This window comes from Parafrankia discariae (assembly GCF_000373365.1).
Lineage (GTDB): Bacteria > Actinomycetota > Actinomycetes > Frankiales > Frankiaceae > Parafrankia > Parafrankia discariae.
In genome coordinates this window covers 1-25481 of sequence record NZ_KB891245.1, presented here as the reverse complement: position 1 = coordinate 25481, position 25481 = coordinate 1, and the positions used below count along the sequence as shown (strand labels likewise).

The following is a 25481-nucleotide window of genomic DNA, read 5'->3' as shown; positions in this document are numbered from 1 at the left end:
CCGATCGGCTGGTCGGGGGGCAGCGCTCGCGGGGGGCGGCGTGGGTACTGACGATCGTGCGGGCACGTTGGCCGGCAGTTCTGCTGACTGCCGACCCGGTGGCGTGGTGACCGCCACGTGACCGGGGACGCGGGCGTGGGCCCGAACGAGGCCGGGCTCGGCACCAGGATGTCGCGGACCCTCGGGCTGCTGCGCCTGATCGCGGTCCTGTTCGGGATCGCGGTGCTCCTCGCGGACGCCGGCTGGTACGGATCACCGGTCCGGCTCGCTCTGCCGGCGGTCGCCGCCTGCTGGGGCGTGTTCTTCGCCGTGGTCTGCCTGACCCGTGGTCTGGGTCGGGATCTCGCGACCGGCGAGCTGCTGATGGGCCTGGTCGTGGCCGGCTGCGCGCCCTGGGCCGTGCCGCCGGGCGAGCTCGTCACCAGCCCCAACTGGGTCCTGCTGCGACTCATCGGTACCGGCCTGACCATCGTGTGGTGCTTCCCGCCGGTGATCTGGCTGCCGGCCGTGCTGTCGTTCGCCACCCTGTACACGGCCGTCGTCCACGAGATCGCCGCGCCGTCCGCGCTGGGGGCGGCGCTGCCGGCCGGCGCGGTCGTCGCCGTCCCCCTCACGTTCGCCGCGGTCGTCGGGCGGATGCGCCGCGGCGCCCGGCGCTGCGACGAGTCGCTCGCCCTCGCCCACACGCGGCGCTGCGCGCGCGGCGTCGTCGCGGCCCGGCGCCTCGACGTCACCGAGTCGGACCGGCTCGTGCACGACACCGTCCTGAACACGCTCACCGGCCTCGCCTGGGGGGCTCGCGACGCGGGCGGGAAGAGCGTCCGGGCCCGGTGCCGGCAGAGCGTGGCGATCTGCGAGGACCTCCTGGCCGGCACGCGGGACTGGGAGGACGGCCTGCTGGTCGCCCTCGGCCGGAGCCTGGACCGGGCCCGGGCCAACGGGCTGGGCGTCGACTTCTCCTTCACCGGCTCCACGGACACCCCGGGCGAGGTCGCCGCCGCCGTCGCGCTGGCCGTCGGCGAGGCGCTGTCGAACGTGCGCCGCCACTCCGGCCTGCCCCGGGCGCGGGTGGACGCCCGCAGCGACCCGACGGGCGTCCTGGTCACCGTGACCGACCACGGCGTGGGCTTCACCCCCGGCCGGTACCGCGACGACCAGCTGGGCGTGCGCCGGTCGATCATCGACCCGATGCGTGACGTCGGTGGGTCCGCCACCGTGCGGTCCGCGCCGGGGGGCCCGACGGTCGTGACCCTGCGGTGGACGCGTCACCCACCCGACGGGCCGACGATCGAGGTCGCGGAGCTCGAGGAGCGGCTGGCCCGCGACACGGCCCGGGCCGTCGGGCGGGGCGCCGCCGTCTGGCAGCTCGCGCTCGGAATCGTGCTCGGGTCCCGGCTGTCCTACTACCAGTACCCGGGCCTGGTCGTCCTGGCCTGGGCGGTGTCCGGGGCGGCGCTGCTGTGGGCGGGTCGGGCCGGGCGCCACGGCCAGCTGCGCGGGCCGGCGGTGGCCGGGCTCACCGGTCTGTTCCTGGTCACCCAGATCACGGCGGCGACCCTCGGCCAGGCGGGCTCGCGGGTGCCACTCAACTGGGTGCTGATCAGCGGGCTGGGGGTGTGCGCCTTCGTGACCGCGGCCTGCCCCGTCCGGCGGTGGCTGCCCGCCTCGGCGGCGATCGCCACGTGCGCGGGCACTCTCATCGCCACCGGGTACGGCGGCGGGTCCGGGCTGGTCGGCTACCTCTGCGTGGTCTTCTACACGCAGGCGGCGGTCCAGTCGGTCATCGGCGCGCTCGGCCCCATGCGACGCGGGACGGCGACGGCCGCCGCCGAGATCGCCCGCGCCGACGCCGAGCTCGCCGCCGACCTGCTCGCCTCAGCCAAGATCACCCAGGACCGTCGGGCCCGGCTCGACCGGCTGCGCGCCGACGCGCTGCCGCTGCTGGCCGCCATCGGTGACGGCCAGCTCGACCCCGCGGCCGACCAGGTACGCGCGCGCTGCGCGTCCAGTGCCGCGGAGCTGCGCCGCGCGATGACCAGCCCCACCGCCGGCTCGGACCTGCTCGAGGGCCTCGAGCCGGCGCTGCGCGCCGCCGAGCGCCGCGGGGTCGCGGTACGGATGCAGGTCGCCGGCACCTTCGACGCCGTTCCCGGGACGGCCCGCGACGAGGTGGTCGCCGCGCTCTCGGCGGCGCTGGCCACGGTCACCCCGGCGGCCACCGCGGTCACGGTCACCCTGACCGGCACGAACGACACCGGCGAGGCGTTCGTGACCGCCGACGACCCGGCGCTGACCGGGCCGGGCCGGCCCGTCGCCCCGGCACCGTCCGCCTGGACGCAGGTCATCGACGACAGCGGCGACGGCCAGCTCTGCGTCGAGATCCGCTGGTGCCCGCCGCAGCGGGTCGGCGGCGCCTGAGCGCTCGGGTACCCACACCCAAGCCCAATTACGCAACGCACTCGGAAAGTCACCTGGCGTGATCCTCGATCTGGTCGCAGACTCTGGTCGACGACGGACACGGCCGAGGGAGGGACGTCCATGGCCCTACACGGCCGGGCGAAAGGCAGACGCGGCGACCAGGCCGTGGAGGTACGGCCACACCTGGTCATCCCGGACGAGGACGGGCCCGTCCCCCGATACCGCATGCCGCGCTCCTCGATGCCCGCCGAGACCGCCTACCAGATCGTGCGCGACGAGCTGATGCTGGACGGCAACGCCCGGCTGAACCTGGCGACGTTCGTGACCACCTGGATGGACGAGCACGCCGACCGGCTGATGGCCGAGTGCGCGGCGAAGAACATGATCGACAAGGACGAGTACCCGCAGACGGCCGAGCTCGAGGCGCGGTGCGTCAACATGCTCGCCGACCTGTGGCACGCCCCCGACGCCACCGACGCCGTCGGCTGTTCGACCACCGGCTCCTCCGAGGCGTGCATGCTCGCCGGGCTGGCGATGCTGCGCCGGTGGCGGTCCAACGGGGCGCGGTCCAACGGGGAACGGCCCGACGGGTCGCGGGGCGCCGGCGCGCGGCCGAACATCGTCATGGGTGCCAACGTGCAGGTGTGCTGGGAGAAGTTCGCCCGCTACTGGGACGTCGAGCCCCGGCTGATGCCCCTCGCACCCGGGCGGACCCACCTCACCGCGCCGGAGGCCGTCGCCCGTTGCGACGAGAACACCATCGGGGTCGTGGCCGTCCTCGGCTCGACGTTCGACGGGACGTACGAGCCGGTGGCCGAGATCGTCGCCGCGCTGGACCAGCTGGCCGCCTCGGGCGGTCCGGACGTCCCGGTGCACGTCGACGGCGCCTCCGGCGGGTTCATCGCCCCGTTCTGTGACCCCGACCTGGTCTGGGATTTCCGGCTGGAGCGGGTCGTCTCCATCAACGCCTCCGGGCACAAGTACGGGCTGGTCTATCCCGGGGTCGGCTGGGTGCTCTGGCGCGACGCCCAGCACCTTCCGGCGGAGCTTGTCTTCGACGTGGACTATCTCGGCGGCTCGATGCCGACCTTCGCGTTGAACTTCTCCCGGCCGGGGGCACAGGTCGTCGCGCAGTACTACTCTCTGCTACGACTCGGCCGGGCCGGTTACCGGCATACCGCCCGCACGTGCCGTGACAATGCGCGTTGGCTGGCGGATGAAATCGCGAAGCTCGGCCCGTTCGAGCTGGTCTCGGACGGTTCGGGGATCCCGGCCTTCGCGTTCACGACGAGGGATGCTGCCGAGTTCAGCGTCTTCGAGGTCTCCGAGGCACTGCGCGCCCGTGGCTGGCTGGTGCCCGCATACCGATTTCCGCCCGATCTGACCGAGCTGGCGGTACTGCGGATCGTCGTGCGGGCCGAGTTCAGCCGGGATCTGGCCCATCTGCTGGTCGAGGACCTGAACCGGGTGGTGGGACGGCTCTCCGGCCCCCGGTGGCGGACCGCGGCCGGCGGCGCCGATCTCGCGTCGTTCCACCATTGATCCACCCGTCGGCCGATCCGCCCGCCACCCGAACCTCCGCCAAACAGAACCCCTGTGGAACCACGCGACCCGCGACTACCCGCCGAACGAAAACACAAGGGCACACACAAGCCAACACCGGTCGCGCCACCGGGCGACGTGAACCGACCGCCATCCCCGACCCACCGCGGGCGGGCCGACCCGGGCCCACCGGCCCACACCGAGCCACACCGAGCCGCATCGGCCCACAGCCGGCCACGGCGACCAGGGCCGCACCGGGTCGCGACAACCCTGACCCGACTCGTTCGATTCCGGCAGAACTGTCGTAATCAGGACGCCGACACAACGTTCCGGCGCTCGAGAAAGGGCCGCTAGAATGGCCGATGGAATCGACTCGGAAAAACTGGAGAAATCTAGACCGGGCACAGGTGCCTACATCCGGCCGGCACCGGCCCGGCCGGGCACACCGGCCACCCGGCCCGGGCACTTCCGGGCCACCGCCGGGCAGGCCGCCCAGCGTCGTTCGCGTCACACATCCGACGCACGGGAACCAGCAACGCAGGTGTTGCGACGGACACACCTTTCGGCAGGTTGTATTCATGCAAACACTTAGCGTGACGCGGCGAACCTCACCATGACGACAGCGACAGAACTAGGCATTGTTGGAGTTAAGCGAAATCGAGAAAGGTGATGCAATGCATTCTGTGACCTCCCCCACGAACGTCACCCCGACCAAGACCCGGTTAACCGGTGATGTCCCGCGCCAGCCCCAGCGCCGGCACCGGGACAAGGTGACCCGAGCCGACCGCACCGTCATCGCGGTCCGCGAGGCCCTGGCCCGGGCGGACCGGCCGGTGCGTGCCCGGGTCCTCGCCCTCGACCTGGGCCTGCCCCCCGCCGAGGTGACCGCCGGCCTGCGTCGCCTCCAGGACGTCGGCGCCGCGCTCTCCCACGCCCGCCGCTGGGTGGCCGTGGACGCCACCGCCGCCACAGCTCCCGCCACCACCACCGCCGTCACTTCCGCCGCCGCCGCCGCGCCGGAGCCCGCTCCGGCCGATCACGAACATCCCGCCCGCGAGCTGCCGTGACGGCCGCCGCCGCAAGGCATTCCTGTATCCGCCGCCCCGCGTCAGCGACGCCCCGGGTACGCGGCATGCTCTCCTGAGGACGGATCACCGAAGCGGGTCCGCGCCACGCTCGTCGCGACCGGTCACGCGACGATCCGGCGTGACTTCCGGTCAGGTCAGCAGTTCCTCCGCCCGCGCGGACGCGGACAGCAGGACCTGATCCTGATTGGCGAGGATCGCGACGGCGTAGCCGCTGTCCGGATAGATGGCCAGGTCAGCCTCATAGCCCGGGGTCCCGCCGTTGTGGCCCACCACCCGGGTCCCGTTGATCCGCCTGTCCAGGAAGCCGTAGCCGTACCGCGGCGGCTCGACCGGTCCTGTCCGGACGGGACCCCCTCCCGGAGCCGGGGCTGGAGCCGCGCCGGGACCGGAGCCGCCCGTGCCCGCATCGCCGGGGGCCGGAGCCGGCTGGGTCAGCTGGACCTTCCCGGCGAGCACGAGGTCGGTGAGCTCACGGCTGAGCAGTCGGTGGCGCAGGAGAGCGTCGGCGAAGCCGACCAGGTCGGCGGCGGTCGACACCGCGCCGCCCGCGGGGCTGGCACCCTGCACCTGGTCTCCGAGATCACGCGTCTCGGTACCCGGCGGCAGCTCCGCCGCCGGAGCCGGGCCCAGATCCAACGGCCGCCCGTCCGGCCCGACCAGGGCGTACGGATGAGCCATCCCGCCGACGTCGACGGGACGGCGTGACCGCACGACGGTGTCGCGCATGCCGGCCGGCGTGAAGACGTGCTCCCGGGTGTAGTCGGCGTACGCCTGCCCGGTGACGCGCTCGACGATCGCGCCGAGGACGACGAACCCGGCGTTGCTGTAGCTGTAGCCCGAACCCGGCGCGAAACGCGGCGGCTCGCGCCGTATCCGCGCCAGCAGGGCGTCGATGGTGTGGTTCTCCGCGGTGACCTCCGCGCCGCCGCCCTCGTCGTCGAAGATGTCACCCAGGCCGGACGTGTGCGTCAGCAGGTGACGGAGCCGGACCGCCGAGGCGGTCTCGGGCGGGAACCCGTCCAGGAACTTCCCGACGGGGTCGTCGAACGACAGCAGGCGCCGCCCCGCGAGCTGAGCCACGGCCACGCCGGTGAACATTTTGTTCAGCGAACCGATACAGAAGAGCGTCCGCGGAGTGTTGGCCGCTCCGGCCGCCCGGTCGGCCATGCCGTAGGCCGCCGCCAGCACCGTCCGGCCGAGATGGGCGACCTGGACCACCCCGGAGAACCGTCCGGCGGCCGCCAGCGTCGCCAGGTGTTCGTCCAGGGCACTGAGATCGACGTCGGCCGGCGCGGCGGACGCGCCGCCGGCGCCGCTGCCCGGGCCCGCCGACCGCGGCCCGGACCGGCCGCACCCGGTCGCCAGCACGGCCAGTGCGGATCCTCCCAGGAAGGATCTTCTGTACATCATCGAGCTCACGGACTCCCCTGACCTCCAGCCGGTGCGACACCGCGATGTCTACCGACGCACCCACCGGCGGCGGACGATGGCGGACCCGTAGGAAATCCATAGGTGGCCGCGGCGACACTCGGGGGATGCGTGTTCTGCTGGTGGAGGACGAGCGGCCGCTCGCCGGTTACATCGCGGTCGGGCTGCGCAGGCACGGCTTCGCCGTCGACGTCGCCCACGACGGCCGCGCCGCGCTGGACAGGTGCGAGGTCACGCCGTACGACGTGGTCGTCCTGGACCGGGGACCTGCCGGTGGTGCACGGGGACACCGTGTGTCGTCACCTGGCGGCCCGTGGTCTGTCCCGCGTACTGATGCTCACCGCGTCCGACACCGTCGAGGACAGGGTCGACGGCCTCGGGCTCGGCGCGGACGACTACCTCGGGAAGCCGTTCGCGTTCTCCGAGCTGGTGGCGAGGCTGCTGGCTCTCGTCCGCCGCAGCGCCCCGGCCCACCCCCCGGTGCTCCGTGTCGCCGGCGTCGTCCTCGATCCGGCGCGGCGTACCGCGGAACGCGCCGGGCGGATGCTGCGCCTGACCCCGAAGGAGTTCGGGGTGCTCGAACTGCTGCTGGCCGCGGACGGTGCCCTGGTCAGCGCGGAGACACTGCTGGACAAGGTCTGGGACGAGCACGCCGACCCGTTCACCAACGCGGTGCGGATCACGCTCGGGACCCTGCGCCGCAAGCTCGGCGACCCGCCGCTCATCCACACCGTGAGCGGTGCCGGATACCGGCTCGTGGCATGCGGCGACGGCTGACCGCCCGCCACCGGTTGGCGGTCCTGCACACGATGCTGGTCCTGGGCACCGGCCTCGCCCTCACCACGCTGACCTACCTGCTGATGCGCCGGAACCTGCCCCGTCGGGCGGCCGTCGTCCAGTTCTACACACCGGCGGGAGCGGCTGGACCGCCTCCCGATCCCGGAGCGCTGCCCGCGCTTACCGGCCAGGTACGCGCGGTCGCCCTGGCCGAGCTCCTCACCCAGGCGGCGGTCGCGCTCGCCGTCGTCACCGTGCTCGCCGCCGTGCTGAGCTGGCTCATCGCCGGACGGGTGCTACGGCCGATCAGGCTGATCTCGGCCACCGCCACCCGCATCTCCGCGGAGAACCTCTCCGAGCGGGTGCCGGTGACCACCCCCGCGGACGAGCTCACGGCACTCGCCGGGACGCTCAACGGGATGCTCGACCGCATCCAGCGGGGTCTCGCCGAACGCGATCGCGCGCTGGACAGCCAGCGGATGTTCACCGCCAACGCCGCGCACGAGCTGCGGACCCCGCTCACGACGATGCGCATCGCCCTCGACGTGACGCTGGACGGCGAGCCGGACGCGGCGGAGCTGCGGGCGATGGCCGACGACATCCGGGCCGCGGTCGAGCACAGCCAGCGCACCCTGGACGGGCTGTTGGCGCTGGCCCGCAGCCAGGCCGGCCCGCGCCGGCGGAGCTCCCTGGACCTCGCCACCGTCGCGGCGGCCACCGTCCACGCCGCCGCCGGCGACGCACGCGGGCGGGGCGTCGCGCTGCGCCGCGAGCTGCGTCCCGCGCCGGTGGACGGCGAGCCGACGCTGCTCGAGCGCATGACCGCCAACCTCGTCGACAACGCCGTCCGCTACAACCACCGTGGTGGCCACGTGACGGTCGAGACCCGTGCCGCCGGCAGCGACGTCCTGCTGCGGGTCAGCAACTCCGGCCCGCCGATCCCCGCCGGCGGTGCGGCCGCGCTGCTCGAACCGTTCGTCCGCGGCGACGGTTCGCGCACCCGCAGCGACGGCGGGCTCGGGCTGGGCCTCTCCATCGTCGCCGCGGTAGCCGCCGCCCACGGCGGCACGGTCGCCGTCACCCCCCGCCCCGGCGGGGGGCTGGACGTCACCGCCCGGCTGCCTCGGGGCCGGGCGAGCCGCGGCCCCGAGGCAGCCGGGAACGGGCCGGCGGTGCCGGCCTCGTAGCCGCCCCGGGACGCCACCGGCTACGAGGCCGGCGCCACCGAGATCGACTTGACGTCGAGGTAGCCCTCGATGCCCTCGCGGCCCAGCTCGCGACCGATCCCGCTGGCCTTGACCCCACCGAACGGCGCGTTCGGGTCCATGCTGTACGCCTGGTTGACACCGAAGGTCCCGCTGCGGACCCGGCGGGCGACCGCGAGGCCCCGCTCGACGTCCGACGTCCACACCGAGCCGGACAGGCCGTACTCGGTGTCGTCCGCGATGCGGACCGCGTCGGCGTCGTCGGTGTAGGGCAGCACGGTCAGCACCGGGCCGAAGATCTCCTCCTGCGCGATGCGCATGCCGCTCTCGACGTCGGCGAAGACGGTCGGGCGGACGTACCAGCCCTGGTCGATCCCGGCCGGCAGGTCGCTGCCGCCGACGACCAGGCGGGCGCCCTCCTTCTGGCCCTCCTCGATGTACCCGCGCACCCGCTCCTGCTGGCGGCGGGCGACCAGCGGGCCGACCTTCGTCGCCGGGTCGGACGGGTCACCGACGGGCAGCGACTCGACCATCGCGGCGAGGGCGTCGACGAACTCGCCGTAGCGCGCGCGGGGGACGAGGATCCTGGTCTGGGCGACGCAGGCCTGCCCGCTGTTCATCAGGCCGGCGATCTCCACACCCTCGGCCACGGCGGCGGGGTCGGCGTCGTCGAGCACCACCGCGGCGGACTTGCCGCCGAGCTCGAGGCTGACCCGCTTGAGGTTCGACCCGCAGGACGCTGCCACCAGGCGGCCGGCCGCGGTGGAGCCGGTGAAGGACACCTTGTCCACCCCCGGGTGCGCCACGAGGTACTCGCCGATCTCCCGGTCACCGGGCAGCACACTGACGACGCCCGGCGGCAGCCCGGCCTCGGCGAGGCTCTCGGCCAGCACGTAGGCGTCGAGGGGCGTCTCCGGCGACGGCTTGAGGACGACCGAGCACCCGGCGAGCAGGGCCGGCACCAGCTTCCCGATGGTCAGGAACAGCGGCATGTTCCACGGGACGATGGCAGCGACGACCCCGATCGGCTCCTTGCGCAGCAGAACGTCCTGCCCGTAGAAGCCCTTGCGCGGCTCTTCCCATGGCAGGTTCTCCGCGATGTCGGCGAACGCGCCCATCATCAGCAGCGGCAGCGTCACGTGCGACAGCTTCGCGAACGAGATCGGCGCCCCCATCTCGGCGCTGATCAGCTCGGAGAGCTCCTTGCGTCGAGGCTTGAGCAGCGCGCCCAGCTGCCGGATGACCGCGACCCGCTCGGCCGGGGCGAGACGTGGCCACGGCCCCTCGTCGAACGCGGCGCGGGCGGCGGCCACCGCCCGGTCCACATCCTCGGTGCCGGGCGCGGCGATGCGGGCGATGACCTGCTCGCTGTGCGGCGAGACCACCTCGATCGTGCGCGTGCCGCTGGGCGCGACCCATTCGCCGCCGACAAAAAGACGATCTTGCTCCTGCATGAGTCCCTCCGGACACGGCGCGCGATGACGTCGTGATGACGTGACGCGATGACGTAGCGATCAGCTGACGTGACGATCAGTCGTGGTCTGACAGATCCAGGCATGGTGACGAACCCCGGGCCGGCGGTCCGGGATTCCCGGCCGGCGGCGGGACGACCGTGCGCGACCCGCGAGCCCGGGCTGGCGCCCCGGCCCCGCGGCCGTCGACAGTTGCGGTCGTCATACGACAACACTAACGTTGGCGTCTATATCGAACAACCGGATCCGTCCCGCCTCGAGGACGGGAATGTGATCCACTCGAAGCGTATTTCGGTCATGCCTCCGCGGCGACCCGGGCATGACTGATCACCAGCCCCGGTCCGACCCGGATCCGTCACGAAGATCCAACCCAGCGTAGCGCCGGGAGAACGCCGACCGGCCGCGAATTCCCCGGGCCGGAGCCGGCACCGCGAACGCCTGCCGCCCGGCTCTTTCACCCCGATTCACCCCGCGTCACCAAGCCCTTCGCCAGGATAATCGAAAAAGACACCCGGAACGATCGGCGCCGATTCCCGGGCACACGGTGCCCAGGCACCGCGCGTCCAGGAACGCCGTGTGCGGCGCACGACCCGACAGCGAATTCAGCAGACATGGGAGGCAGTTGTGTCCGGTAGAGCGGAAGAATCCAACGTCACCAGGCCGCGCGCCCGTCGCTCGGAACTGGCCACCCCGGCCAGCAGCGAGAAGATGTGCCAGAAGGCCGCCGGTTCGGGAGCGGACCTCGTCTTTCTCGACCTGGAGGACGCCTGCGCGCCGTCGGCCAAGGAGGCCGCCCGCGGTATCGCCGTCGGCGCGCTCACCAACCTGGACTGGGGGCACACTGTCCGCGCCGTCCGGGTGAACGGTCTGGACACGCCCTGGTGCCACGACGACATCATCGAGATCGTCACCGGGGCGGGCGCGTCGCTCGACGTGCTCATCGTTCCCAAGGCCCGCTCGGCGCGCGACGTCTGGTGGGTCGACGTCCTGCTGACCCAGCTCGAGACGAAGCTCGGGCTGACCCGGCGGATCGGGCTGGAGGTGCTGATCGAGGAGGCCGAGGGTCTGTCCAACGCCGCCGAGATCGCCCGGTCCAGCAGCCGGCTGGAGGCGATCATCTTCGGCGCCGGTGACCTCTCGGCGTCGCTGCGCGCCCGGGTGGACGGCAACTTCGACCCCGTCGGGGAGTACCCCGGCGACTTCTGGCACTTCGCGCGGGTCCAGGTGCTCTCGGCGGCGCGCGGGGCGGGCATCGACGCGATCGACGCCCCGTACCCCGCCTACCAGGACGTCGACGGGTACCGCCGGTCGGCCACCCACGCGAGCCTGCTCGGCTTCGACGGGAAGTGGGCCATCCACCCGGCGCAGGTGCCCATCGCCAACGAGGTGTTCGCGCCGACCGAGCAGGAGGTGGCCGAGGCGCACGAGGCGGTGAAGATCTACCGCGAGTCCGAGGCGGACGGGGTCGGCGCGATCGGCCGCGACGGGCGGCTCGTCGACGCCGCCCACATGCGCCTGGCCGCCAACGTCCTGCACAAGGCGGCCCTCGCCGGCCGATGAGCCGCGGGGTGGGCGAGGCCGCCCGCCCACCCCGGAAACGCGCATGCCGAAAAACCGCGCGGGGTTTACCGGAGAAACCTCGCGCGGTTTGTCGGACATCACCGGCATGCCAGGCCCACGTCACTCGAACTATTCGCGGGACATCTTTACCTCCATGACATGATGTGTAGACTGACGGCCATGGGCGAGCAATTAAGGGATTCCACTCCGGCGCGACGCCTCGAGGGGAAGGTCGCGGTTATCACGGGCGCGGGCTCCGGCATAGGCCGGTCAGCCGCCCTGCTGTTCGCGCGCGAGGGCGCACGCGTCGTCTGCGCCGACTTCAGTGGCCGGGAGAAGGAAACCGCGGCGACTATCGGTGACGGCTCCGTTCCGGTACACGTCGACGTCACCTCCTCGGCCGACGTGCAGAATATGATCGACACCGCCGTGCAGGAGTTCGGGCGGCTCGACGTGCTGTTCAACAATGCCGGTGGCGGTGGCCCACGCAAACCGATCACCGAGTTCGACGAGGAGACCTTCGACAAACTGATCGCGGTCAACCTCAAAGGCGTCTTCCTCGGAATGAAGTTCGGAATCGCCGCCATGCTGCGCGGCGGCGGCGGGTCGGTCATCAACACCGCCTCGGCCGCCGGTCTCGTCGGCTGGAAGGACCAGGCCATATATTCGGCGGCCAAGGGCGGGGTCGTGCAGATGACCAAGTCCGCCGCGCTGGACTTCGCCGAGTCCGGGGTCCGGGTCAACGCCATCTGCCCGGGCATGACGTGGACGGGCCTGGCGAACGCGGCCGACGACTCCGAGCCCCCCGTCGCCAACCTGCCCCAGCCGATGCGGCGGTGGGGCCGCCCGCAGGAGCTGGCGGCGGCCGCGCTGTTCCTCGCCAGCGACGAGTCGTCGTTCGTCACCGGAACCGCCATCCCGGTGGACGGCGGGTACGTGGCCCGCTGAGGCGCCGCGGCGCCGGTGACGGGTCGCCCGGTCCACGGCGACCCGTCCGCCGGCCCGCGGCCATCGCCTAGCTCCCGCTGAGGCGCGCGGCGACGGGAGCGAAGCTCTCGAGCTCCGTCTGCTGGACGGTGATGTAGTTCATCCCGAACGCCTCGCGGCGTTCCTGGAGGCGCTCGACGACCTCGTCCGGGGAGCCCACCAGCATGTTCGGATGGTCCGGCAGGCTCACCGGGTCCACCCGCATCGCCACCGCGACCCGGGCGACGGCCGCGTCGGCCTCCTCGGCGTCCTTGGTGATCCGGGTGAAGAACGGCGAGGTCTCGATGTCGATGCCGGCGAAGCGCTCACCGGCCGCGTCACGGACGTAGCCCAACCGGCGCGCCGCCTCCTCGGCGGGCGTCAGGCCGTCATCGTTCACCGCCGCGAACGGCACGGTGGAGATGCTCACGATGTCGGCCTCCCGCCCGGCGAGGGAGAGCACCCGGCGGCGGCCGCCGCCGATCATGATCGGCGGGTGCGGCTGCTGCACCGGACGCGGCAGCCCGGCGTAACCGGTGACGTTGACGAACTCCCCGTGCTGATCGAGGTCCTGCCCGGACCAGTGCGCCCGCAGCAGCGCGATCACCTCGGTCAGTTTCCTGATCCGCTGGCCCGGCGTCTCGAACGGGACGCCCAACGCCCGGTACTCGGGCTCGCTCCAACCCGCGCCGATCCCCAGTTCGAGGCGGCCGTCGGAGAGCAGGTCGATCGTCGCCGTCTCCTTCGCCAGCACGGCCGGCACGTGGTAGTCGATGCAGAAGACCCGGCAGCCGACCCGCAGCGTCTCGGTGACCGCCGCGGCCGTGGCCATCGCCGCGATGGGCGCCAGGTACTGCGGTGGCCACTTCGCTTCCTTCTGCGCCGGCCCGTGCCCCAGGTAGTGATCGGCCAGGAAGAGCGTCGAGTACCCAAGATCCTCGGCGCGGCGGGCGAGGTCACGCCACTCCGCCCCGGACTTGGCCTTCGTGGCCTGGACAGCGAAGCGGAACGGCCGCAAGGTTGACATCGACGGAGAATAACATGCGCGTCCGACTATAGGACGACCTTGGATATGTGGTAACGTCACTTCCGCAAGGGAAGATCGCCGTTCTCCCGCGCCGCGCCGAAGGGACATGGGGATGGTCAAGCGGACGAGGTTCAAGGAGTACGAGGCCCGGTACGCCAACTACCGGTTCGAGTTAGACGAGGACGGCATCCTGCTCATGCAGTGCCACACCAACGGCGGCAGCCTGGTGTGGGACTGGAAGTCCCACGACGACATGGCCGACGCGTTCGCCGACGTCGCGGGCGACCGCGAGATCAAGATCCTGATCCACACCGGCACCGGCGCGAACTACAACGCCAACTGGGGCAACCTCCCGAGCGGCGAGCCCCCGGAGAAGCCGGAGTACCGGCTGATGCCGGGCGACCGCGGGCTGCGCAAGCTCGACGAGAAGGCCTGGTACAACCGCAACCTGATCAACAACGTCCTCGACGTCGGCGTCCCCATGATCAGCGCGGTCAACGGCCCGTGCAACATCCACTCCGAGGTCCCGCTGATGGGCGACATCGTGCTGGCCTCCGAGGACGCCTACTTCCAGGACGTGTCGCACTTCCCCCGCGGCCAGGTCCCCGGCGACGGGCAGCACGTCATCTGGCCGTTCCTCGTCGGCCACAACCGCGCCCGTTACCTGCTGCTCACCGGGAAGAAGCTCGGCGCCCAGGAGGCGCTCGCCTGGGGCGCCGTCGCCGAGGTGCACCCGAAGGAGCAGCTCCTCGACCGGGCCTGGGAGCTCGCGCGGGAGCTGGTGCGCAAGCCCCCACTCGTGCTGCGCTACACCCGCGAGCTGTTCACCCAGGACCTCAAGCGCGCCTTCCTGAACGAGCTCGGTCACGGCCTCGGTCGGGAGACCTACGCCCAGCGGGAGTTCTTCCCGTTCGGTGGCGGGATGGAGCCGTTGGACAGACCGTGGGACGCACAGCCCTGGTCGGACTAAGAATCGACCTGGACGTCGAATCGCCGACCACGGAGGCTGACAGCATGCACGCACTCCAGGGCGTCCGGGTCCTCGACCTGGGCACCTACCTCGCGGGGCCGTTCTGCGCCACGGTGCTCGGCGAGTTCGGGGCCGACATCATCAAGGTCGAGCGGCCCGGCACCGGCGACAACCTTCGCCGCTTCGGCACCGACACGGACTGCGGCGACACCCTGGTCTGGCTCAGCGAAAGCCGCAACAAACGATCGGTGACGCTCAACCTCGGCGATCCCCGTGGCCTCGAGATCCTCCGGGAGCTCATCGCCACCGCCGACATCGTGATCGAGAACTTCCGGCCCGGTGTCCTCGAACGCTGGGGCCTCGGCCCCGAGGTGATCGAGGAGCTGAACCCGCGCGCGATCCTGCTGCGGGTCTCCGCCTACGGGCAGTCGGGGCCCAACCGGAGCCTGCCCGGCTTCGCGCGGATCGCCCACGCGTTCTCGGGGCTGGCCTACCTGGCCGGCGAGCCGGGCGGCACGCCGGTCACCCCGGGCTCCACCTCGCTGGCCGACTACATGACGGGGCTGTACGGGGTCATCGGCGTCCTGATGGCCCTGCGCGCCCGGGAGAGCACCGGGAAGGGCCAGGTCGTCGATCTGGCCCTGTACGAGACGATCTTCCGGGCGCTCGACGAGATCGCCCCCGCCTACCAGCAGTTCGGGTACGTCCGCGAGCGGATGGGCGCCGACACCGTCAACGTGCTCCCGCACAGTCACTACCGGACCAAGGACGACCGCTGGATCGCGATCGCCTGCTCCAACGACGACATGTTCGCCCGGCTGGCCCGGGCCATGGAACGTCCCGAACTGGCGAACGAGGACGAGCTGGGGCCGAAGGCGAAGCGGCTGGCCGCCCGCGACCTGGTCAACGAACTGGTCGGCGGGTGGGTGGGCTCCCTGCCGTGCGACGAGGCGCTCGCCCGGTGCCGTGAGGCCCAGGTGCCGGCCGGCCAGCTCTACTCCATCGCCGACATCTTCGACGATCCTCAGTACAAGCACCGCGAGACGATCACCGTCGAGGAGTCCCGGATCGGCCCGTTGGCAGTGCCCGGAGTGATCCCGGCGCTGTCCGACACCCCGGGTGAGATTCGCTGGTTGGGACCGGAGCTCGGCGCCCACACCGACGACGTACTCACCGAACTACTGAGACGCACTCCGGAGGAGATCGCGCGCCTGCGCGCCGATGGAGTGATCTGACACCGAGTTAATCATCCTGCGAGAGGGGTTGAAGCCGATGGCCATCCAGGAAAAGCTTGCGACCGGCAGAGGCAAGTACACACCGGGGTACCCGAACCTCGACACCGGTCCGGTCGACTACGAGGACTCGATCTCCGAGGAGTTCTTCCAGGCCGAGCGTGAGGCGATTTTCAAGCGGACCTGGCTGAAGGTCGGCCGGATGGAGCAGCTGCCCCGCAACGGGACGTTCTTCACCCGCGAGTTCGTCGGCCTGGGATCGATCGTGATCACCCGGCACACCGACGGTGAGGTGTACGCGCTGCACAACATCTGCGCGCACCGCGGGAACAAGGTCGTCTGGCAGGAGCACCCGACCAACGAGACCCAGGGCAGCGCCCGGCAGTTCGCCTGCAAGTACCACGGCTGGCGCTACGGCCTCGACGGCAAGTGCACCTACGTCACCAAGCGCAACGAGTTCTTCGAGTCGCTGCCCGACGACGAGCTCGCCATGCCGCAGCTGCGCTGCGAGGTCTTCGCCGGGTTCATCTTCGTGAACTTCAGCCAGGACGCCCCGCCGCTGCGCCAGTTCCTCGGTGAGAAGCTGGCCACCGAGCTGGAGAGCTGGCCGTTCGAGAAGTTCACCAACCACTGGTCGTTCCGGACCAAGGTCAAGGGCAACTGGAAGATCGGCATCGACGCGCTGCTGGAGTGGTACCACCCGGCGTACGTCCACGGGCGGTTCCTCAACACCAACGTCGCCGAGGCAGAGAAGCTCGTCCCGCCGATGGACTCCTACCACTACGACCTGTTCACCCCGCACATGCTGACCTCGGTGCCCGGCCCGCCGCTCCTGAAGAAGAAGGAGGGCTCGGTCGGCCCGGCCAAGCGGGACATGAACTGGGCCTACCGGCTGTTCCGCGCCGGCCTGTTCGGCCCGGACGACGTCCGCGAGGACCTCGGCCACCTCACCCCGAACCGCAACCCCGGCAACGTCCAGTCCTGGAGCAACGACCAGTACTGGCTGTTCCCGAACCTGTCGGTCCAGCTCTGGGGCCGCGGGTACTACATCACGTACCAGTACATCCCGGAGACCGTCGGCACCCACGCCTACGAGGTCGACATCTACTTCCCCGAGCCGAAGACCGCCTCCGAGCGGCTGGCCCAGGAGCTCGTCGTCGACAGCACCATCGAGTTCGCGATGCAGGACACGAACACGGTGGAGGCGACCTGGTCGCAGCTCAACAACCGGGCGCTGCAGACGTTCCACCTGTCCGACATGGAGCTGATGATCCGTCAGTTCCACAAGGTCGTCCGGGACGCCGTCGCGGCGCACCAGGCCGGCAGCGAGAAGTAGAGGAACCCGTCGACATGACCACCACCGTGGACACATCCCTGCCCGAGCGGTTCCGCGCCCTCGAGCCGTGGGTCGCCGACTGGGACCTGGCGACTCGGGTCGAGCGCTACGAGAAGCGGCTGACCAAGACCATCGACGAGCTGCAGGACTTCTACGACGCGATCGCGCCGCTCGCCGAGGAGGCCATCGCCTACCTCGACACCCGCGACGTGAACGCCCTGTCCGGCGAGGACACCCGGCTGCTGCGCCTGCTCTACTCGATGATCATGGTTTCGTACCCGGTGAACATCTTCAAGCAGCCCCGGATCCCGGACTCCGGCGCGGCTTTCTTCGACACCGCCGTCGAACCGGCCCTCTGAGAAGGCGACCTGCCATGGGTACCACCATCAGGAAGATCACTCCGAACACCGGCACAGAGTTCAGCGGGCTGAAGGGCACGCAGCTCGTCGACAAGGGCGTCGCCGAGGACGCCCTGGCCGCTCTGGAGGAGACCGGGGTCGTCGTCTTCAGCGAGGCTGACATCGACGACGAGGGCCTGGTCGCCTTCGCCCGGCTGCTCGGCAACGTCCTGCCGCTCCCCATGGGTGGCCACGAAATCAAGGAAATCCAGCGGATCACCCGCGACGCGTCGCAGAGCAAGCTGGCGGCGTACCGCGAGGCCACGTTCCACTGGCACATCGACGGGACCACCGGCGAGGTGCCGGACAAGGCCACGCTGCTCACGGCCCGCCGGATCTCCGGCGACCCGGAGGGCGACACCGAGTTCGCCAACACCTACGCCGCCTACGAGGCGCTGTCCGACGAGGAGAAGGCACAGCTGGCGGGCATGCGGGCCCTGCACAGCTTCACCGCCTCCCAGCTCGTCGCCAACCCCGACCCCTCACCCGAGGAGCGGGCGGCCTGGGATCGCAATCCGACCCGGGAACAGCCGATCGTGTGGACCCGCCGCAACGGCCGCAAGTCGCTGCTGGTGGGCTCGACCGCGGGCGAGGTCGTCGGCCTGCCCGCGGACGAGGGGCGGGCGCTGCTCGACCGCCTGCTGGACTGGGCGACCCAGCCGCAGTTCGTCCTGCGGCACCGCTGGACCCAGGGCGACCTCGTGATCTGGGACAACACCGGGATGCTGCACCGGGCCCTCCCCTACGGACCGTCCTCGTCCAGGCTGATGCACCGCACATCGCTGGCAGGTGAGGAAGCGGTCGCGTAATTCTGTTCGTACGGAGTTCGCGCCCGTGAACCGCCTGGTCGGCGGTTCACGGGCGCGAACTCCGTCGACCGACCATCAGCGACGCAGCTACCCACAAGGGGAGGTTCGGCAACGTGACCGAACGGAAGACGGCCGTAGTAACCGGCGGAGGATCAGGCATCGGACGGGCGATCAGCCTGCGCCTGGCCAAGGACGGCTTCGCCACCGCCGTGCTCGACATCAACACCGAAAGCGCCGAGCAGGTGGCCAAGGAGGCTCGCGAGCTGGGGTACGAGGCCACCGCCTTCGGCGGTGTCGACGTCTCCGACCGGGCGCAGGTGAACGCGGCGATCGACCGCATCCGCGCCGCGTACGGCCCGGTCCTCGTGCTCGTGAACAACGCCGGTCTCACCGGTACCCTGGGCTTCCAGAAGATCACGGACGAGCTCTGGGACCGGATGATCGCCGTGAACCTCAGCGGCCCGTACTACCTGACCCAGGCCGTTCTCCCGGACATGATCGACGCCCACTGGGGCCGGATCGTCAACATCTCGTCGTCGAGCGCGCACTCGGGCCAGCAGTACATGGTCCACTACGTGTCGACGAAGGCCGGCCTCATCGGCTTCACCAAGTCGCTGGCCCTGGAGTTCGGCCCCAAGGGCATCACGGTCAACACGATCCCGCCGGGCTTCGTCGACACCCCGATGCTGCGCGACGTCGAGGCCAAGGGCTTCATCGGCGGCACGATCGCCGACCACGCCGAGCGCACCCCGGTGCGGCGCCCCGGCAAGCCCGAGGACATCGCCGCCGCCGCCTCGTTCCTCATCTCCGAGGAGGCCGGGTACATCACCGGTCAGATCATCGGCGTCAACGGCGGCCGCAACACCTGATCCTGGCGCCGGCCGCGGGCTGACCACCGCCGCCTGCTCGTCCACTTGTCGCGGACGGGGGGAGCCGACCGGCTCCCGTCCGCCCGCGGACAAGTGAACGCAGCGCCGGCCTGCCGGCCGCGCTGGCAGGGCTGGCCGCGGGCTGGCAGGGCTGGCGGCCCCGCTGGCCTCGCGCGGCGGGAGCAGGCTCAGTCCTCGATGAGGCTGTCCAGGGCCTTCGGTTCGAACGTGTAGTGACAGCGCCACTCGACGATCTTCCCGTCGCTGTCGACCCGGATGGAGTCGGCGCCGGTGCGCACCTGACCGTCAGAGAAGTGGCAGGAGTACACGAAGATGACGGTCTGTGTGCTGACGTAGACGGCGTCGACCGAATAGCGGATCCCCGGTACCCGGCGCATCGAATCCGCGATGTACTCCCGGAACGGGGCGTGGCCCTCGATCGTCACCCTGCGCGGATCACCGGTCAGCCGCGGCACGAACGGCGAGCTGAAAACGACGTCCTGGGCGACGGACCCCATCACCACGTCGACGTCGTACCCGTTGAATCCATCCTCCCAGTGGCGTTGTAAAGCCGTCACTGTCCCGTCGTCGAGCATCTGGTCTCCCTCTCTGATACCACGGTCCTGGGACTCCTGGAACTCCTAGGCGGGGACGCCGATGCCCATGAGCCGGGCGAGGTTGCCACCCATGATTTTCCGGACGAGTTCCTCGGGCAGGTGCGACAGCTCGTCGATGTAGCTCACCGGGTTGGCCAGGCCCTCCGGGTGCGGGTAGTCCGAGCCGAACAGGACGTGGTCCTCACCGAGGAGCTGCGCCAGCTCGCCGAGGTCCTCCTCCCAGAACGGGCTCACGTAGATGTTCCGCTTGACCACGTCGACCGGGTTCTCCAGGAAGTCGTGCGGCATCTTCTTGTACAGGTTCTTCATGGACTTGAGCAACGGCTCGACCCAGCTCATCCCGTTCTCGACGATGGCGATCTTCAGCTCCGGGAAGCGGGAGAGCGCACCGTGGCACACCAGCGCCGATACGGCGTCCTCGACCGGACGCCAGGCCTGCAGCATGCGGAAGGTGTTCGGCTGGAAGGGGAGCATCTCGATGCTCGCGCCCATCCACTCACTCGTGTAGCGGGCGTAGCCGCTGTCGGAGGAGTGCAGCGCGACCAGGATGCCGGCCTCCTGCACCCGCGCCCAGAACGGGTCGAACTCGGGCAGACCAAACGAACGGGGGCCACGGAGCCCGGGCACCGGCGCCGGCCGGATCAGCACGACCTTGGCGCCCCGCTCAAGCACCCAGTCGAGCTCCTCGATCGCCTTGTCGACGAACGGAAGACTGATCACCGGAGTCGTGAAAATCCGGTCCAGCCCCTCGTAGTTGAACTGCCAGGTCTCGTACAGCCATTCGTTGAGGGAGTGGATGACCGCGTGGATCAGGTCCGGGTCGTCCCTCATCCGCTCCTCGATGAGGCTGGCCAGCGTCGGGAACACCAGGGTGCGGTCGAGGCCCTGCTCGTCCATCTTCGCCAGCCGGGCGGCGGGCTCGCGCCAGGCGTCGATGCACTTCACCGGCTTGCCGAAGATCTCCCGATAGGACAGCCCGTCGGGGTTCCCCTTCCGGTAGTAGTCCTCCTGCGCGCCGGGCCGGGCCACGACCTCGAACGTGGGGTTCGGGATGTACTCGCTCACCTGACCCCGGACCATGATCTTCGTGCGCCCGTTGAGTTCGACGTAGTCAACCGCGCCCTTGTAGCGGGCAGGCAGGTACTTGGTCAGTGCCTCCTTCGTCTCGTACAAATGGTTGTCCGCGTCGAACACCGAGATTCCGGCGTGAGCCACGAGTCCTCCCCTGGTCGTCTGCGCTTGATGTCCTTATCCTCCCTACACTTCGGTGGTCCACGACGCCAGCGGATCGCGCCGGCGGATACCGCCGGTCAGATCCGGTCGTCGGGCGGCTCATAGCGGCGGCCGGCACCGACTCGTCCGAAGAAAGACGCCCGAGGTGACGACAAGGCTCGCACCTCCCGATCCACCTGTCCGGCCACCTGTCCGGGGCGGCCGAGGTGTCCGGGGCGCCTTTCCGGGCGGCTCCGAGCAAGGTGACGGTAAGGTCAGATGCTGGGAACCGCGGCGCTCTCGCCACGGTGATCTACGCGCTGAGCCGAAGGCAGGTCGCTGATGGATGCCCTTCCGACGGCACCCGCGCCCCTGGGCATCGAGGCCGGGGCGCTCGACCGCTGGTTCGACGCGCGGGTGGCGGGGGCGGTGTCACCGCTGCGTTACGACCGGGTCACCGGTGGCCATTCGTGCCTCACCTACCTCGTCACCGACGCTGGTCACCGGCGGTACGTGCTGCGCCGGCCGCCGGTCGGCGCGCTGCTCGCGACCGCCCACGACGTCACCCGCGAGGCGCGGATCCTGACCGCGCTCGCCGGCTCCGGCGTCCCGGTGCCGCGCGTGCTCGGCGTGAGCGACGACCCGGAGGTGACCGGCGCGCCCTTCTACGTGATGGCCTACGTGGACGGGCTCGTGCTGCGCACCGCCACCGACTCCGAACAGCTGCTCCCCACCCCGCAGGCCCGCCGCCGGGCCGGGTACGCACTCGTCGACACCCTCGCCGCGCTGCACGCCGTCGACGTCGACGCGGTCGGGCTCGGCACGCTCTCCCGGCGGGACGGCTTCCTCGACCGGCAGCTCAGGCGCTGGTCCGCGCAGTGGTCGGCGTGCGAGCTCGGGGACATGGGCGGCATGGCCGCGTTGCACGACTGGCTCGTCGCCCACCGGCCCGCCGAGTCCACGGCGCGCCTCGTCCACGGCGACTTCCGGCTCGGCAACGCCCTCCTCGGTCCCGACGGGGACGTCCTGGCCCTGCTGGACTGGGAGCTCTGCACCCTGGGCGACCCGCTCGCCGACGTCGCCTACCTGCTGCGCACCTGGTCGACGCCGGACGCGCGGGCGAGCCAGGAGCGGCTGCCCTCCGCGCTGCCGGGCTTCCCCACGACGGACGAGCTCGCCGCACGCTACGCCCAGCGGTCCGGTCGCTCGATCGCGGAGCTCGACTACTGGATGGCGTTCACCGCCTGGCGGGCCGCCGCCATCCTGGCCGGGGTGTACCGGCGCTACCTCGACGGGAAGATGGGCACCTCACCCGAGGATCTACCGACGTTCGCGACCGAGGTCGAGGCACGCGTCCGGCAGGGCCTGTCCTTCACCCGGGTGGCCTAGCCGGCCGCCCGGCTAGGCCGGGCAGGGCAGGGCAGGGGTCACAGCTCGGCGGCTTCGCGCTCGAGGCGGTCGGCGAAGGCCGCGAAGGCCTGTTCCCGCAGGGTCGGCAGGTGACCGGACGGGAAGAGCGTCTCGACCGGGGTGTACTCCCGCAGCACCTGACGGGCCAGCGTCACCTTGTGGACCTCCGTGGGGCCGTCGGCGATGCCGAGCGCCTCCGCGGTCACCATCATGCTCACGAACGGCATCTCGTTGGACACTCCGAGCGATCCGTGAATGCGCAGGGCCCGCTGGGCGACGTCGTGTAGAACACGGGGCAGCATCACCTTGACCGCGGAGATGTCCTTGCGGACCTTCCGGTAGTCCTTGTGCTTGTCGATGAGCCAGGCGGTGCGCAGCACCAGCAGCCGGAAGCACTCGATGTCGATCCAGCTGTCGGCGACCTTCTCCTGGGTCATCTGCAGCGACCCCAGCGGACCCGTCCGGGTCTGGCGGGAGACGGCCCGCTCGCAGAGCAGGTCGAACGCGTGGCGGGCCAGGGCGACCGTCCGCATCGCGTGATGCACCCGCCCGCCGCCCAACCGGGTCTGCGCGATCGCGAACGCGTCGCCCTCCCCACCGAGCAGGTGATCCGCGGGCACCCGGACGTCGGTGTACCGGACATAGCCGTGGTCATGCCGGACTCCGCCCAGCGAGCCCTGCTCGGGTGGCTCGGTGGCGACGCCGGGGTTGCGCACGATCGTGATTCCGGGCGTCTCCGCCGGCACGATGAACATCGACATGCCCTTGTACGCGTCCACCTCGGGGTTCGAGACGGCCATAACGATGAAGAAGCTGGCGTGCCGGGCGTTCGTCGAGAACCACTTCTCACCATTGATCACCCAGTGGTCACCGTCGCGCACAGCCCGGACGGTGAACAACGTCGGGTCGGCGCCCCCGCGCGGCTCGGTCATCGAGTAACACGAGGCGATGTCGCCCTCGAGCAGCGGCTCGAGGTACCTGGCCTTCTGCTCCGGAGTGCCGAAGTGGGCGAGGATCTCGGCGTTCCCGGAGTCGGGCGCCTGACAGCCGAAGATCGACGGCGCCCACCGGGAGCGGCCCAGGATCTCGTTGAGAAGGGCGAGCCGTACCTGGCCGTAGCCCTGACCGCCCAGCTCGGGCCCGAGGTGGCAGGCCCACAGGCCGCGTGCCTTCACCTCCTCCTTGAGCGGCCGGACGATCGCCTGCGCCCGCTCGTCCCGCTTGTCGAACGGGTTGTCGAGGACGAAGTCGAGGGGCTCGACGACGTCCCGGACGAACGCGTCCACCCAGTCGAGCTGTTCCTGGTAGGCCGGGTCGGTCTCGAACTCCCACACAGTCGATCTCGCTCTCGTTCCAGGGTCGCACCCACACGGCGCGGGTCGACATCGATGACGGCCGGACTCCGTGACGGCCGGGTTCCGCGAAGCAACGATCTAGGCATACGATCAGGGGGAATACGATCAAGGGCAATCGACATTGCCACGGATTCAACATTCATCCGCCGCGTTCGCTCGAAAACCTTCATCCGCGAGGACCTCGGGGACAAGCACACCCGTCCCGCCGGGTCAAGACTCCGATATGACTGTGCCCGGCATTCTTCCCGGCGATTGGTTGATTCACCCCCAGCGAGAATGTAGCTTGCAGAGGTTGGGGACGAGGAGATGCGATCTCGGGGCACCGCGGCGGTGGCCGCGGCGCCCGGCAGCACATCGTCGAGGGTCACGCACCGGGGCCGGCCACCGACAACATCGCTACCCGGATCATCGATTGGACGTATGACGTGTACGACATGCCGGAGGAGATCGAGGTCCATGCGGACGGACCGCTGAGGATCATCACCCTGAACCGGCCCGACGATCTCAACGCGGTCAACCACTCCCTGCACGTCGGGCTGGCGAAGCTCTGGCCGCAGCTGAACGAGGACCGCTCCGCGCGCGCTGCCGTGCTCACCGGAGCCGGCCGGGCGTTCTCCGCGGGCGGCGACTTCGCCTACCTCGACGAGCTGTTCAAGGACAAGGACCTGCGCGCCCTGTCCATCGCACACGGGCGCGAGATCGTCCTCGGCATGGTGCGCTGCCGGATTCCCGTGGTCGCCGCGGTGAACGGCCCGGCCGTCGGTCTCGGTTGCAGCCTGGTCGCGCTGAGCGACATCGTCTACATGGCCGAGAAGGCCTTCCTCGCGGACCCGCACATCCAGGTCGGCCTGGTGGCCGCCGACGGCGGTCCGCTCACCTGGCCGCTGCACACCAGCATGCACCTGGCCAAGGAGTACGCGTTCACCAGCGCGCGCATCTCGGCCGAGCGGGCCATCCAGATGGGGCTGGCCAACCACATCGCCGCCGATCCGGTGGCCGAGGCGCTGGCGTGCGCGAAGCGCATCGCCGAGCTGCCGCAGCAGGCGGTGGAGACCACCAAGCGGCTGCTCAACCTGCACGTCGAGCGCGCCGTGATCGCCTCGCTCGACTTCGCGACGACCGCGGAGGAGGCGTCGTTCCAGACCGATGACTTCGCCTCCATCATCGCGCGGCTCTCCGCGAAGCAGAAGAGCTGAGTGGACGGCGGTCCGGGCCAGCAGTGCCCGAGGCCGCCGCGGCTTCTTCGGAACCGGTCGACCAGGACCCGGGCGCTCAACACGCCCGGGTCCTTCTGTTTTTCCTGGAACTCCGCGTATTTTCGCGATGCTCCGGTCTCACAGAATTGAATTTCTCTTTTCAACCCGTCGGTCGCCGTCACGCGGTGCGTTTCACCCGCGTCGGCGCATCGGCAGGCCGACGCCGGTTCCTGGTTGGTGTCCGAGATTTACCGGAGGCCGGGACCGGTCTGCCTGGTCAGAGGTTGATCAGGCGTGGGGCGTGTTGGTTCTGGCGGATGTGGGTGCCGGCCTGGCGGGTGAGTGCCTGTCCTGAATCTTGGTTGTGTGGGCCGCATGTGGCCCATTCCTGATCTTCCTGGTGTGGCGGGCCAGGCTGGGAGGGCGGGTTCGCCAGGGTCCGGACATGGCGCGATCGCACCGGTATCCGTCGGATCTGTCCGATGAGGAGTGGGCCTACGTCCAGCCGTTGCTGCCTCCGGTCCCGAAAGACGGCCGGCCCGAGAAACACGACCGGCGCGACATCGTGGACGCGATCCTCTACGTAACCCACAA

General features: G+C 70.6%; 20 protein-coding genes and 2 pseudogenes. 16 read left to right on the top strand and 6 right to left on the bottom strand.

Annotated elements, in window-relative coordinates; genetic code table 11:
* Positions 1-117 precede the first annotated feature (117 nt).
* From B056_RS43095 to B056_RS0126330, 3 genes are all read left to right on the top strand, one after another.
* Positions 118-2418 carry an ATP-binding protein gene (locus B056_RS43095; RefSeq protein WP_018504845.1) on the top strand — a complete coding sequence of 767 codons (2301 nt, stop codon included), beginning with the start codon at positions 118-120 and terminating at the stop codon, positions 2416-2418.
* Positions 2419-2538: 120 nt separating this feature from the next.
* On the top strand, positions 2539-3960 hold the full coding sequence (locus B056_RS0126335; protein ID WP_026240173.1) for a glutamate decarboxylase: 1422 nt from the start codon (positions 2539-2541) through the stop codon (positions 3958-3960).
* A 674-nt stretch (positions 3961-4634) separates the two neighbouring features.
* Positions 4635-5027, top strand: coding sequence for a hypothetical protein (locus B056_RS0126330; protein ID WP_035752869.1), 393 nt, complete (start codon positions 4635-4637; stop codon positions 5025-5027).
* A gap of 150 nt (positions 5028-5177) precedes the next feature.
* Here B056_RS0126330 and B056_RS38050 read toward each other — a convergent pair whose 3' ends face one another.
* On the bottom strand, positions 5178-6458 hold the full coding sequence (locus tag B056_RS38050; protein WP_230203200.1) for a serine hydrolase domain-containing protein: 1281 nt from the start codon (positions 6456-6458) through the stop codon (positions 5178-5180).
* 125 nt (positions 6459-6583) lie between these two features.
* Between B056_RS38050 and B056_RS38045 the strand changes: the two are divergent.
* A pseudogene (locus tag B056_RS38045) lies at positions 6584-7253 on the top strand (response regulator transcription factor).
* Positions 7238-8440 (top strand): sensor histidine kinase, encoded by a 1203-nt coding sequence (locus B056_RS0126315; protein ID WP_018504840.1) that lies wholly within the window; start codon positions 7238-7240, stop codon positions 8438-8440. The pseudogene B056_RS38045 and the gene B056_RS0126315 overlap by 16 nt, the downstream one beginning before the upstream one ends.
* A 20-nt stretch (positions 8441-8460) precedes the next feature.
* On the opposite strand, the gene B056_RS0126310 is transcribed toward B056_RS0126315, so the two are convergent.
* Positions 8461-9912, bottom strand: a complete 1452-nt coding sequence (locus tag B056_RS0126310; RefSeq protein WP_026240172.1) for an aldehyde dehydrogenase — start codon at positions 9910-9912, stop codon at positions 8461-8463.
* 642 nt (positions 9913-10554) lie between these two features.
* On the opposite strand from B056_RS0126310, the gene B056_RS0126305 reads away from it, so the two are divergent.
* Complete coding sequence (locus B056_RS0126305) at positions 10555-11490, top strand: HpcH/HpaI aldolase/citrate lyase family protein (RefSeq protein WP_076784777.1); 936 nt, start codon at positions 10555-10557, stop codon at positions 11488-11490.
* A gap of 159 nt (positions 11491-11649) precedes the next feature.
* Positions 11650-12438 carry an SDR family NAD(P)-dependent oxidoreductase gene (locus B056_RS0126300; RefSeq protein ID WP_154677247.1) on the top strand — a complete coding sequence of 263 codons (789 nt, stop codon included), beginning with the start codon at positions 11650-11652 and terminating at the stop codon, positions 12436-12438.
* Positions 12439-12505: 67 nt separating this feature from the next.
* Here B056_RS0126300 and B056_RS0126295 read toward each other — a convergent pair whose 3' ends face one another.
* Positions 12506-13483 carry a TIGR03621 family F420-dependent LLM class oxidoreductase gene (locus B056_RS0126295; protein WP_026240170.1) on the bottom strand — a complete coding sequence of 326 codons (978 nt, stop codon included), beginning with the start codon at positions 13481-13483 and terminating at the stop codon, positions 12506-12508.
* Positions 13484-13595: 112 nt separating this feature from the next.
* Here B056_RS0126295 and B056_RS0126290 point away from each other — a divergent pair, with 112 nt between their 5' ends.
* The 6 genes from B056_RS0126290 to B056_RS0126265 all read left to right on the top strand — a co-directional run bounded on the left by B056_RS0126290 (position 13596) and on the right by B056_RS0126265 (position 19097).
* Complete coding sequence (locus tag B056_RS0126290) at positions 13596-14453, top strand: enoyl-CoA hydratase/isomerase family protein (protein WP_035752870.1); 858 nt, start codon at positions 13596-13598, stop codon at positions 14451-14453.
* Positions 14454-14497: 44 nt separating this feature from the next.
* Positions 14498-15688, top strand: a complete 1191-nt coding sequence (locus tag B056_RS0126285) for a CaiB/BaiF CoA transferase family protein (RefSeq protein WP_026240169.1) — start codon at positions 14498-14500, stop codon at positions 15686-15688.
* Between the two features lie 37 nt (positions 15689-15725).
* Entirely contained in the window at positions 15726-17021 is a 1296-nt protein-coding gene (locus B056_RS0126280) for an aromatic ring-hydroxylating oxygenase subunit alpha (protein WP_020572719.1), read from the top strand.
* A 14-nt stretch (positions 17022-17035) separates the two neighbouring features.
* On the top strand, positions 17036-17380 hold the full coding sequence (locus tag B056_RS0126275) for a hypothetical protein (RefSeq protein WP_018504832.1): 345 nt from the start codon (positions 17036-17038) through the stop codon (positions 17378-17380).
* 14 nt (positions 17381-17394) lie between these two features.
* Positions 17395-18228, top strand: coding sequence for a TauD/TfdA dioxygenase family protein (locus B056_RS0126270; protein WP_018504831.1), 834 nt, complete (start codon positions 17395-17397; stop codon positions 18226-18228).
* A 113-nt stretch (positions 18229-18341) separates the two neighbouring features.
* Positions 18342-19097 (top strand): SDR family NAD(P)-dependent oxidoreductase, encoded by a 756-nt coding sequence (locus B056_RS0126265; RefSeq protein ID WP_018504830.1) that lies wholly within the window; start codon positions 18342-18344, stop codon positions 19095-19097.
* Positions 19098-19285: 188 nt separating this feature from the next.
* On the opposite strand, the gene B056_RS0126260 is transcribed toward B056_RS0126265, so the two are convergent.
* Together B056_RS0126260 and B056_RS0126255 are read right to left on the bottom strand one after the other, a co-directional pair.
* On the bottom strand, positions 19286-19693 hold the full coding sequence (locus B056_RS0126260; RefSeq protein WP_018504829.1) for a nuclear transport factor 2 family protein: 408 nt from the start codon (positions 19691-19693) through the stop codon (positions 19286-19288).
* A gap of 45 nt (positions 19694-19738) precedes the next feature.
* On the bottom strand, positions 19739-20929 hold the full coding sequence (locus B056_RS0126255; protein ID WP_018504828.1) for an amidohydrolase family protein: 1191 nt from the start codon (positions 20927-20929) through the stop codon (positions 19739-19741).
* A gap of 339 nt (positions 20930-21268) precedes the next feature.
* Here B056_RS0126255 and B056_RS0126250 point away from each other — a divergent pair, with 339 nt between their 5' ends.
* Positions 21269-22315: a phosphotransferase family protein gene (locus B056_RS0126250; protein ID WP_018504827.1), complete on the top strand. Its 1047-nt coding sequence runs from the start codon at positions 21269-21271 to the stop codon at positions 22313-22315.
* A gap of 38 nt (positions 22316-22353) precedes the next feature.
* Here the strand turns inward: B056_RS0126250 and B056_RS0126245 are convergent, their stop codons facing one another.
* Positions 22354-23670 carry an acyl-CoA dehydrogenase family protein gene (locus B056_RS0126245; protein WP_018504826.1) on the bottom strand — a complete coding sequence of 439 codons (1317 nt, stop codon included), beginning with the start codon at positions 23668-23670 and terminating at the stop codon, positions 22354-22356.
* Positions 23671-24116: 446 nt separating this feature from the next.
* Between B056_RS0126245 and B056_RS0126240 the strand changes: the two genes are divergently transcribed.
* Both B056_RS0126240 and B056_RS38040 read left to right on the top strand, forming a co-directional pair.
* Entirely contained in the window at positions 24117-24887 is a 771-nt protein-coding gene (locus tag B056_RS0126240; protein WP_018504825.1) for an enoyl-CoA hydratase/isomerase family protein, read from the top strand.
* Between the two features lie 442 nt (positions 24888-25329).
* A pseudogene (locus B056_RS38040) lies at positions 25330-25481 on the top strand (transposase); the annotation flags it as partial.

Bases quoted from the DNA above. Each gene is read 5' to 3' on its own strand.
- B056_RS0126335 (WP_026240173.1), top strand. From the start codon at position 2,539: ATGGCCCTACACGGCCGGGCGAAAGGCAGACGCGGCGACCAGGCCGTG.
- B056_RS0126330 (WP_035752869.1), top strand. From the start codon at position 4,635: ATGCATTCTGTGACCTCCCCCACGAACGTCACCCCGACCAAGACCCGG.
- B056_RS38050 (WP_230203200.1), bottom strand. From the start codon at position 6,458: ATGATGTACAGAAGATCCTTCCTGGGAGGATCCGCACTGGCCGTGCTG.
- B056_RS0126315 (WP_018504840.1), top strand. From the start codon at position 7,238: ATGCGGCGACGGCTGACCGCCCGCCACCGGTTGGCGGTCCTGCACACG.
- B056_RS0126310 (WP_026240172.1), bottom strand. From the start codon at position 9,912: ATGCAGGAGCAAGATCGTCTTTTTGTCGGCGGCGAATGGGTCGCGCCC.
- B056_RS0126300 (WP_154677247.1), top strand. From the start codon at position 11,650: ATGATGTGTAGACTGACGGCCATGGGCGAGCAATTAAGGGATTCCACT.
- B056_RS0126295 (WP_026240170.1), bottom strand. From the start codon at position 13,483: ATGTCAACCTTGCGGCCGTTCCGCTTCGCTGTCCAGGCCACGAAGGCC.
- B056_RS0126290 (WP_035752870.1), top strand. From the start codon at position 13,596: ATGGTCAAGCGGACGAGGTTCAAGGAGTACGAGGCCCGGTACGCCAAC.
- B056_RS0126285 (WP_026240169.1), top strand. From the start codon at position 14,498: ATGCACGCACTCCAGGGCGTCCGGGTCCTCGACCTGGGCACCTACCTC.
- B056_RS0126280 (WP_020572719.1), top strand. From the start codon at position 15,726: ATGGCCATCCAGGAAAAGCTTGCGACCGGCAGAGGCAAGTACACACCG.
- B056_RS0126275 (WP_018504832.1), top strand. From the start codon at position 17,036: ATGACCACCACCGTGGACACATCCCTGCCCGAGCGGTTCCGCGCCCTC.
- B056_RS0126270 (WP_018504831.1), top strand. From the start codon at position 17,395: ATGGGTACCACCATCAGGAAGATCACTCCGAACACCGGCACAGAGTTC.
- B056_RS0126260 (WP_018504829.1), bottom strand. From the start codon at position 19,693: ATGCTCGACGACGGGACAGTGACGGCTTTACAACGCCACTGGGAGGAT.
- B056_RS0126250 (WP_018504827.1), top strand. From the start codon at position 21,269: ATGGATGCCCTTCCGACGGCACCCGCGCCCCTGGGCATCGAGGCCGGG.